The organism is Thermus thermamylovorans, from assembly GCF_004307015.1.
In the GTDB taxonomy this organism is placed as follows: Bacteria; Deinococcota; Deinococci; order Deinococcales; family Thermaceae; genus Thermus; species Thermus thermamylovorans.
The window spans coordinates 1-9615 of the sequence record NZ_SIJL01000031.1 but is presented as its reverse complement, the minus strand read 5'-3'; the positions used below and the strand labels follow the sequence as shown (position 1 = coordinate 9615).

7 protein-coding genes are annotated in these 9615 nt (G+C 63.0%); all 7 read right to left on the bottom strand.

Annotation, left to right across the window (positions count from 1 at the left end; genetic code table 11):
- The coding region (locus tag ETP66_RS11600; protein WP_130842750.1) for an AAA family ATPase at positions 1–581 on the bottom strand (581 nt) is incomplete at its 3' end.
- A gap of 3 nt (positions 582–584) precedes the next feature.
- A complete protein-coding gene (locus tag ETP66_RS12040) occupies positions 585–4340 on the bottom strand; it encodes a RecQ family ATP-dependent DNA helicase (protein WP_130842749.1) in 3756 nt (1251 codons plus the stop codon).
- A 17-nt stretch (positions 4341–4357) separates the two neighbouring features.
- Entirely contained in the window at positions 4358–5260 is a 903-nt protein-coding gene (locus ETP66_RS11590; RefSeq protein ID WP_130842748.1) for a ParB/RepB/Spo0J family partition protein, read from the bottom strand.
- Positions 5260–6219 carry a ParA family protein gene (locus ETP66_RS11585; RefSeq protein ID WP_130842747.1) on the bottom strand — a complete coding sequence of 320 codons (960 nt, stop codon included), beginning with the start codon at positions 6217–6219 and terminating at the stop codon, positions 5260–5262. Before ETP66_RS11585 ends, ETP66_RS11590 begins: the two co-directional genes overlap by 1 nt.
- 129 nt (positions 6220–6348) lie before the next feature.
- Entirely contained in the window at positions 6349–6726 is a 378-nt protein-coding gene (locus ETP66_RS11580) for a hypothetical protein (RefSeq protein WP_236630331.1), read from the bottom strand.
- 178 nt (positions 6727–6904) lie between these two features.
- A complete protein-coding gene (locus ETP66_RS11575) occupies positions 6905–7972 on the bottom strand; it encodes a hypothetical protein (RefSeq protein ID WP_130842746.1) in 1068 nt (355 codons plus the stop codon).
- 289 nt (positions 7973–8261) lie between these two features.
- Entirely contained in the window at positions 8262–8909 is a 648-nt protein-coding gene (locus ETP66_RS11570) for a helix-turn-helix domain-containing protein (protein ID WP_130842745.1), read from the bottom strand.
- Between the last annotated feature and the right edge of the window lie 706 nt (positions 8910–9615).

Below are 9615 nucleotides of genomic sequence, written 5' to 3'. Positions count from 1 at the left end.
GAATATCCGAAAGGGGGGTACCTCCCTAAAAAATAGGCTCCCAAGGCCAAAAACCCCAGGATCCCTCCCAGGATAAAGATTTGCCTTTGTAGCCCCGTTATCTTCCGCATCATCTCCAGATGCCGCGCCAAGAGCTTCTGCTCCATGTGATTAACCTGCTGGCCCACCTCGTCCATCCGATCCTCAAGGCCCTTCATCCTCCCTTCCAGCTCCGCTTTCTGCTGACCTAACTGATCCTCAACACGGTCCAATCGCTTGAAGGTGAGGTGTTGGATTTCGCTAAGGCGGTTCTGGGATTCCTTAAGGTGCTCGAGCACCTGCTCCTCCAGCTTCCGACGCCACTCCTCAATCCCACGACGGGATTCCTCCCATTCTTGCCGAAACCTGTCTAGGTCCTCGCCTCCTCGGGCAACGAGTTCTTGAAGGCCCTGGAGTCGTTCTTCTAAGCTTTGGTACGTCTTTTTGGCCGCCTCCAGTATCCCGGCAAGCTCTTCCGACACCTTCAGGGCTTGCCTAAGGCTCTTCCTATAGGCATCGACCTCTTGCTCCAAGAGCTCCAGAAAGTTTCTTTCCTCTTTCATTCCCTACCCCTGTAAGCTGGCTTCAAACCTTTCCTTGATCGATCTCAGCTGGGAAGAAGCCCCTTCCCGTTCCACCCACTCCGTCAGCTCGGAAAGAAGCTCTAGAGAAGCTAGACTCGCCGTAAGCCGAGCAGCCGGATCGTCATATCCCAGGCGCTTCCCTACCTCCTCATAAACCTGCTTTCGCTCCCGGTAGCCCCCAAGAGGGGAGTGGGCGAGAAGCACGCTTCCCAGGTGCTCCGGTCCCAACCTTCCAAGTTCGGCGAGAAAAGGACCGATCTCGTCGACAGAAAGGCCCTGCTTCAAGGCCTCAGAGGTCCCCCGCTTCAGGTAGAGAGCCCCCTGGGCGGGATCTTCACGCCCCTTTAGGGCACCCGCCAGGAAAAAGGCCCCTAGACTCGTTCCTTCACGTTCCAGGTAGTACTCGGAGCGGAGCATGACCGCTTGACTCAAGCCTCTCTCGCCCGCGGCGGAAAGAAGCAGATCGGCTTCCTCCTCCGACCAGCTCTGGAAAAAAGAGGAGAGCCGCCGAACGATCTCCTCGGGTTCAGCTTCCCTTGGGAGAACCAGCGCTCCAGGGACCGGGAAAGCCAAAGAGGGCTCACAGACATCGCAGAAGCCACAACGGTAATCGTCTGGTGGAAGCTGGTCGTCAAAGATGCTCCGAAGCACCAGGCGTCGACACCGGTCTCTCTCCTTGCTCAGGGCGTACTCGATGAGGTTCCGAAGCATCTGGATGCGCATGGGGTAGACCGTCTCGTACACCCTGTCCAAAAGGATACGGAGGGCTTTCTCCACGGGATCTAGTGGATTGCCAGCAGAAGCGCGGCGAAGGGGTTCCAACCTTCTCTCTATCGCCTCTACCCCCAACCGCGTTTCCGTCAGGAAAGCCCTAAGCCGTTCCTCAAAAGTCCGGCGGCTTATCTTAGGCCGGGGGAACCAAAAACGGCGGTGCCGCTGCGAGAGGTACTCTACGGTGTAAGCCTCCAAGAAGCCAATCTGCATGAGGCGCACGAGGGCATATTCAAAGCTGTTCAATTCCGCCTCGCTACCCCCACCTCCACGGAAGCGCTGTCCATCCGGTCCTTCTTGCGAATCATGGAGAATCTCCTGGGCCACCTTCATAGCCCTTTGCAAGGACACCTCTACCCCGGGGTAGCTCCCCTGCAGGAACTCAATCTGACGAGCATAGTCACAAGGGAGCGTCAGACCGTAGGGGCAGGACCGGAAACGCCCGTTCGGAAGACAAGGAGGTACTCCATCTCCACCTAAAGCATGTTGCTCCAAGCATGACCGCGTGGGCGGCGTCAGGATCAAAGCGACATGCGCATGCCTTCCATCACGCCCCGCGCGCCCTGCCTCTTGGTAGTAGCCTTCGAGGCCGCTGGACATGGCGTGGTGAACGATATAGCGGATATTCTGCTTGTCCACCCCCATGCCATAGCCCTTTGTCGCCACCAGAAGGGGAAAGCGGTTCTCCTGGAAGCGGTCCTGGACTTCTCGTACCCTATCTTCCCAGTCAAAGAGGATCTTTGGCTTGGCAAAGGAAGAGCCACAACTACGGCAAGTGTTTTTTCCCCGATCGTTAAACCACTCGCTCGAACCGCAAGAAGGACATACTTCTGGCCTTTTGCTTGCGTAGACGTGCACCTGATCGCTAGAAGCCAAACCCTCTTTGAGGAGGAAGTTTCTTATCGCGTGAACGCCCTCTTCGAAAGTCTTTTGCCCACGAGGGTCGGCATAAATGGTAAAGATGACGCCTGCATGCGGGTACGAGGACCGCTTTGGCCTTCCGATAAGTTCTTCCTGTGGCACGCCCAGCGTTCGTGGAAGGACCTGGGTCAAGAGGTCCCTAAGGAAGTTCCTCTTTTGGTTCAATCCAAGAGGGGCGGGATGGACAGAGAAGCTCAGGTTGGGACGATCGCTACTGGCGAGTTGTTCCACAGCCCCCTCGGGGAGCCCCAGAACCCTCAGGATGTCCCTTCGAACAGGAGGAGAGGCCGTGGCCGTAAGCGCGATCAGGGGTAGCTTCCTCGGCGAAGCCGCCTGGATCTCCTCGTAAAAGCTCCGGATATGGAGATAAGCGGGTCGGAAGTCATGCCCCCACTCGGAAACGCAGTGCGCCTCGTCTACTGTTACCGCCGAGACAGGAAGGTTTCCCAGTTCCCTTCGGAATTCCTCAACGAACCCCTTGATGCGGATCCGCTCCGGGGAAAGGTACACAAGGCGGTAGCGCCCTTCCAACAAAGTCTTGGTCTTGCTCTCTTTGGCCGCGGCCTCGTCGTCGCTGGAAATCGAGGTGACCGCTGTGACGCCGATCCGCTGAAGGTTGTACACCTGATCCCGCATCAGGGCCCGAAGAGGAGAGATGACGATGTTCACCCCCGGGACGAGGAAGGAGTAAAGCTGGAAAATAAGAGACTTACCATAGCCCGTGGGCAACAGGGCAAGGCCGCTTTCTCCCCGTAGCGCCCGTTGCAAAAGGCGAAGTTGGGCCTCCTTGAGCTCTGGCACCGGGAAAAACTTCCGGGCGAAGAAGTCCAGAGCGAGGGCAGAAGATACCGCCCCGACAAAGGGAGGAGTCCAAGATCCTCGTTCCTCTTCGTATTCTGCTTGGAAAGCGTCGGCCTCACGCGCTAGGGAAGCGATACGGTCCCAGGAGAAAACGTCAAGGACCCCTTCTTCAGGGGCTCCGTCGACAACTGAAAAGCCCTCAACCCGCCCGACCCAAAGCGGCAGGAGATCCCGGAAGGTCCTTGAAACGCTATCCGCGTCCAGCCGATAAACGCGAACTTCCGGTAAGGGAAGGTCAACCCCGGCAAGCCGGCCCACGTTCAAAAGCGTGAAGTAAGCATCGGCGAAGGCCGCCTCCACCAAGGGGGTGGATGACTCTGGGTCCATAATTTGGACGGAACGTTCGCCCTCCCTGACCGCCTTTAAGAGGCGCGCAAAGGCCGCTTTCAGGGCGATGGGGTACCGCACCGGAAAGTCCACAAGCCAGTGGAGGGGCGAATAAGCGGGCCCCCTGGAAAGCCCCACCTCACCTTTCCTCAGGTAGCCCCCCAGGACTGGGTCGCTCTCGGCAAGCCTTATCAAGGCTTCACGGGCCTTTCCCGAGCGGATGTCGTCGTAGGCAATGGGAAAATACGCGATCCCCCGGAGCGTAAGCGACCGCTGACGGCTTTTTTCTCGCGCAAAGCGGTCCGGGCGCTCGTGGTAGCTCTTGCCTTCGATCTCTATGGCGTATGGCCTCTGGCCGAAGAGGATGAAGTCAGCCCTGCGCTCTCCCTCCTCCTCGTCCAAGAAGCCCCCCTGGGGCAACAAGAGGGCAAACCCCTCGCTACCAAAGAGGGGAAGGTAAACCTCTTTTAGGAAGAGCACCTCGGCATAGTGCTCCTTCCCTTGAAGACGGTGCTTGCGCATGAAGTCGTCTAACGTTTCGACGGGAACGAACTCCCATTCGTTCAAAGAAGCCCGAGATATGCGCTCAGAAAGGAGCTCTTTTAGTCCTTCCTCTGAAGGCCACCAATAAGTGGTATAAGCGTAAGAGCGCCCCTCGTTTGGGGGCCGAGTAAGGAGAGCTTCCGCAAGATCGAACTCTAACCCAAACCGCTTCCCTACCGCTTGAAGGAGGGCCGTCTTGAGAGGAATGGGAAGAACCCCAAGGGGATCCTCAACCGTGGGGCCTTTAAACTCCGGCCCCAGGACCCGATAAGCCCAGTAGAAAACCCCTTCGTGGATCCTTGGCAAGACCGCCATACCGAACCCAGACGCGTTTAACCAAGCAGTTCCTTGAGCTCCGCTAAGAGCGCTTCTACCCTGGCCCGCTTTTCCGTGGGGAGAGTACTAATATCCGTCTTCTTCAAGGCGTCGATGACGTCTCCATACCACGCCGCAGGCGCCTTCTCCTTCTTGAGGGCCGCCCGCACCCGGGCCTTCAGGTCCCGCAGGGAGAGGCCCGCCTTCACCTCCTCCAAGAGGGCCTTCCGCAAGGCCTCGTCTTTCACCTTCTTGAGCTCCAGGGCGGCGGTGTAGGGGATCGCCCCCTCCTCCAGGGCCGCCTTCAGGTCCTCAGGGAGGTTGAGGAGGGGGAGGCGGTTCTGCACGAAGCTTTCCCAGGTCATCCGCCCCAGGGCCTGGAAGACCTCCTCCACCCTCTGGGCCTCGGGGGAGGCCATAACGTTATGGCCCGCTTCCCCCCTTTTCTCCTTCCGCATCCGGCGGAGAAGCCCCACCACCTCCTCCACGGGCTTCCCCAAGTCTTCCGATAGGAGGGCGAGGACCCCCACGGTCTCCTCGTAGGGGTTCAGGTCCTCCCGCTGGAGGTTCTCCACCAGGGCGAAAAGCCTCGCCTCCTTTTCGGAGAGCTCCACCACCCGCACCGGGACCTCGGAAAGCCCCGCCATCCGGGCGGCCCGGTACCGCCTCTCCCCGGCCACGATGGCGTACCTCCCGTCCCCCAAGGGCCGCACCAGGAGGGGCTGGAGCACGCCCTTTTCCCGGATGGAGTGGGCGAGGGCCTCGAGTCCCTCAAAGCGCTTGCGGGGCTGGGGAGAAGGGACGAGGGCCTCGAGGGGAAGCGTCTTCCCCCCAGCCTGGACCGGCTTCCCCTCCATCTCCTCCAAGGCGGAAAGCGCCCTGGCCAGGAAGGGGTCCATGGGGCTCGGCTTGCGGCTCATCAGGCCACCTCCTTGTGAAGCTCAGCCTTGACCTGCTCCAGGATCCCCTCCAGAAAGTCCCCGAGGGCCCGCATCTCCCGCCGCACCTCCTCCCCGCCCACCGCTTGCACCGGAAGCCGCTGTACTTGAGCCTCCCGGTACACCGCCGGACGGCGCACCAAGGGGGGTGCTAAGGGGATCCGCCCTCCAAGGCCCTCGAGCTGGGCCAAAACCTCCCGGTCCCGGACCGTGCCCTCCAACCCGTTTGGGATGAGAGCGCGGACGAAGGGGCCCCCACCCCACATCCCCAGGGAGGCCAGCCCCTCGGCGTAGTCCTGGGCCACGGAAAGCACCGTGGGCAGGGCCTGAAGGCCCTTGGGCGAGGCTTCCACGGGAACCAGAAGGCCGTCCCCGGCCATACCCGCAACTCCAGCCAGGGAGCCCAGAGAGGGCAGGGAGTCTACGAGGATGAGGTCGTACTCCTGCCGGAAGGCTTCCAGGGCTTTCCTCAGGGCGAACATCTTGTAGGGCTCCCGGATGAGGACAAGCTCGGCCCGGGCAAGTTCCACATGCGCGGGGATGAGGCTAACCCCCGGAAGCACCTCCCTCGGCCTGAAGCGTCCCTTACCCTCTAGGAGCCCGAGAAGGGTCTCCTCTACCGGAGCGTCCACGATGCCGAGCCAGGCGGAGAGGTTGGCCTGGGGGTCCACGTCCACGAGAAGAACGCGCTTGCCCCTAGAGGCCATCTCGTACCCCAGGTCCCGGGCCAGGGAGGTCTTCCCCGCCCCCCCGGCGTGGGTGAAGAGGGTGAGCACCACCCCTTCTCCCCCCGGGGCCTCCACCTCCTTGACCACGTACCAGTAGCGGCCAAGGCGCCGCGCGTTGAGTCTCCCCTCCTGGATCTGCTTGAGGGCGCCGGAGTAGGAGAGCCCCTGCTCCAGGGCCCAGTCCTTGAGGGGAATGAGGACGGTCTTCTTCATCTTGGAAGCAATATAACCCGCCTCACGCCGTGAGTCAAATCCCACAGCGGGTGTGTTCTAAATCACCCGGATAAGAGCCTTTCGGCCTCCCTGCCGTGGCCTCGAGGCCGGCGGGGACCACCCCCTCCTTCAGGAAGGATCGTCCCAGAGCCTGGCAGGCTCCACCTTCTTCGCCACGAGCCGCCGGGTCTTCAGGCGGGCCTCCCCCTCCACGTAAACCCCGCTCCCCAGGGTGAGCTCCTCCAGGAGGGCGAGGGGAGCCCAGAGGGTGAGGGTGAAGGGCTCCTTGAGGCGTCCCCCGGGATTGGGCCGCACCTCGAGGCCAAACCTCCCCTCCTCCCGGTCCACGAAGGCCACGCGGCCCTGGGCGGCCATCAAGGGGTGTCCCTTCCCGTCCCCCCTGGTAACCCCGATCCGACCAAGGCGAAGGGACTTCTCCAGAAGGCCCTGGCCGTTCGTGCGGGGCCAGAAGGTGCCCCGGATGCGCGCCCCCACCAGCTCGGCCATGGGCCGGCCCCGGTGGACCCTAGGCAGGCGGAGGAAGCTCCCGTCCGGGAGGCGGAGGCGGTAGNNNCTCCTTCACGAAGACCTGCCCTTCCACGATCACCACGGCGGCGTAGTGGGCGCCAAACCCTGGGGGAACCCGGCTCAGGGGGGGTGAAGGAGGCGTCGTGACCATTCCCCCTTACCCTAGCACACGAGCCCGGAGGACGCTCTCCCGGTCCACCAGGTAGGCCACCCCGTCCACCTCCACGAAGGCCTTGGCCCCGCCCCCGGTCCACCCGGCGAAGTACCCCCGCCTCCCGTCCGGGAGGAGGAGGAGGGCGTCCTTAGGCACCTCTTCCAATGAGGGCGGGGGAGGGGAGGAGCGCTCGGGCGGGGCGAGGTCTTGGAGAAGGCGGTCCAGGTAGGCCGCCGGGTAGCGGACCGCGCCGAGGCGGGCTCCCTTCAGGGTGCGGTCCAGGGCCTGGAGGAAGGCCTCCCCCAGGGGCAGGGCCTCCCGCTCCAGGCGCTCCAGGTAGGCCCGCCAAAGCCCCCCGTGGGCGAAGCCCGGGCGGAAGACCCGGTAGAAGTCCACCCAGAGCCCCGCTTCCTTGAGGCGGGCCTGGAGGCGGTACTTCGTGCCTTCATTCACGAGCACCGGGGAAGATCCAGAAGGGGAAGGGGAGGCCGGAGACGGCGAAGGAACCAGGAAGGTCGCCCGCTCTCCTCCCTCTGAGGGAGAGGCGGAAACCGCCCTTTCCTCCGGGGCTTTGCGGTCAGCCTCTACCTCTTCAGCCTCCTCCGCCTCCGCTGCTTGGGCGTGAGGATGAGGAGGATTTTTTTCCTCAGTGGTTAGTTCTTTTTCTCTTATTTCCCGCGCCGAGGGAAGCCCGTCCTGAAGGGCGTTTTCCTCACCCGTGCCTTGCAAAGTTTGCAAGGGGGTCTGCACGGCGTGTACGGGGGCCTGCAGGTCCTGCCCGGGCGGGGCATCGGAAAGCCACCACCCCGTGGCGTCCCGCTCCACCAGGCCCTTTTCCCAGAGGGCGAGCAGGGCCTTCTCCACCGTGCGGGGGTCCCGCCGGAGGAGGAGGGCCAGGTCCTTGGTGGAGGCCTTCTTGTGGTGGAGGTTCCTGCGGGTGGCGAGGGCGAGGAAGACCGCGAACTCCCGGTCGGAGAAGCCGCTGCCGAAGAGCTTGTTGAGCAGGGGGTTGGGGATGAGGGTGAATCCGTTTGGCGATTCCAGATGGGTCCAGCCGATTCGCGCTCCCACGGTTGCCTTCTGGGCCGCTTACCCCCGGCCCTGGGGCCCGTGGGGCTTCCACCCGGGTTGACATTTTCCCTTCCGCTTGGTACCCTCGGATTAGGGGATCTCGAGAGTACCAAGATGCTTGCGGTGAAGGGATCGGGGGAAACCCCGGTCTTCCTGCTTTTACCTACCGCTACGCGTCCTTAGGTGAGCTCTCACCTCCTTAACCCTGGAGTCTAGCACGCTCACCCCAGGGTTGGCTAGCCGCAACTAGAGGTTAGCATACACCACCCATTTTGGCAATACATGGCCTCTATAGCACCCGCCATCCCCGTACCAGGCCCAGGACCTCGGGGCGCTCCTCCTCGAGCCAGAGAGTGGGGAGGTCCGGGTGGAGGGGGTAGAGGGCCAGAGGATCCCTCTCCAGGGCCTCGTGGGGGAAGAAGGCGGCGTAGCCCTGGGCCTTCCCCAGGTAGACGGCCTGGGGTTGGAGGAGAGGCCTGAGCTCGGTGAGGACCCAGGCCCGCCGGGCGGTGGGGAAGGGGACGTCCAGGGTGGCGAGCCACCTCCCCGGGACCTCCAGGAAGGCCAGGCGCTCCACCACCGCCCCCCGGGGAAGCTCAGCCGGAGCGAGGAAGGCCCGGGAAGCGGGCTTGCTTTCCTCCAGCTCCTCGGGGGAGGTGTAGACGGGGAGGGTGAAGGGGACGGAGCCCAGGTCGTCCCCGGGGACCTCTTCCCCCATGACCTCGGAGAGGGTGAGGCCGAGGGCCCGGGCGAGGCCCACCAGGTACTGGGCGGAGAGGGTCTTGGGGTCCACGGCACCCCGCTCGATCTTGGCCATGAGGCTTGTGGAGAAGCCCGCCATGCGGGCGAGCTCTTCCTGAGTGAGGCCGAGCTCCCGCCGCCTCTCGCCGATGCGGAGGATGTGGCGGGGGAGAGGTCGTTGGCCGGTGCGCGGCATGGCCACACAATACGGCCTGTTTCCTCCCGATGCAACGGCAATGCTGGGAAGCGGTTGGGGCATAGCGCTTCCCGTGCGGGCGCAAGGGGGTTCGTGCCGATCCTCCGGGTAAACTGGCCCCGGTGGAACCGGCTTTCGCGATCTACGCGGACGAGTGTGGCCGCCGCCTCAAGGCGGAAAAAGGATTGGGACCCCCTCAGGAAGTGATACGGGCGTGGTTCAGGGAACTTGTGGAAGGTCGCCTTTTTGCCCGGGGCGTGACCTCCGAGGTGTTCGCCTTTTTGAGGGATCCAGCTTAGATAACTCTTTCCCTGTCAGGAGAACGCCTTGCGGGCGTAGTCGTGGCGCCAGGGGCGGCCCGCTTGCCCTTGGGGGTGGGTGGGGCCACCTCCCGGGCCAGGCACAGGCAGNGGCCCGCTTGCCCTTGGGGGTGGGAGGGGCCACCTCCCGGGCCAGGCGCAGGCAGTGTTCCAAGACCTCCTTGGGGCTTGCCTCCCTGCGAAGGAAGCCTCGCTTGCCCATCAGGAGAGAGATATACACCCGTCCTCCTGACCTTTGCAAGGCAAGCCCCCATGCGGTTGACGCCCCTGAGGAGTGCTGGTAAAATCGCCCCTAATAGGAGTGGCTATGAACCGCAAGGTTTTGCTCGGCTTGGTCCTTCTCGCCTTTGGGCTTGCGGGGGCGTGGTCGTGTCAAGAGTTATGTG

Bases quoted from the DNA above. Each gene is read 5' to 3' on its own strand.
- ETP66_RS12040 (WP_130842749.1), bottom strand. From the start codon at position 4,340: ATGGCGGTCTTGCCAAGGATCCACGAAGGGGTTTTCTACTGGGCTTAT.
- ETP66_RS11590 (WP_130842748.1), bottom strand. From the start codon at position 5,260: ATGAGCCGCAAGCCGAGCCCCATGGACCCCTTCCTGGCCAGGGCGCTT.
- ETP66_RS11585 (WP_130842747.1), bottom strand. From the start codon at position 6,219: ATGAAGAAGACCGTCCTCATTCCCCTCAAGGACTGGGCCCTGGAGCAG.
- ETP66_RS11580 (WP_236630331.1), bottom strand. From the start codon at position 6,726: ATGGCCGAGCTGGTGGGGGCGCGCATCCGGGGCACCTTCTGGCCCCGC.
- ETP66_RS11570 (WP_130842745.1), bottom strand. From the start codon at position 8,909: ATGCCGCGCACCGGCCAACGACCTCTCCCCCGCCACATCCTCCGCATC.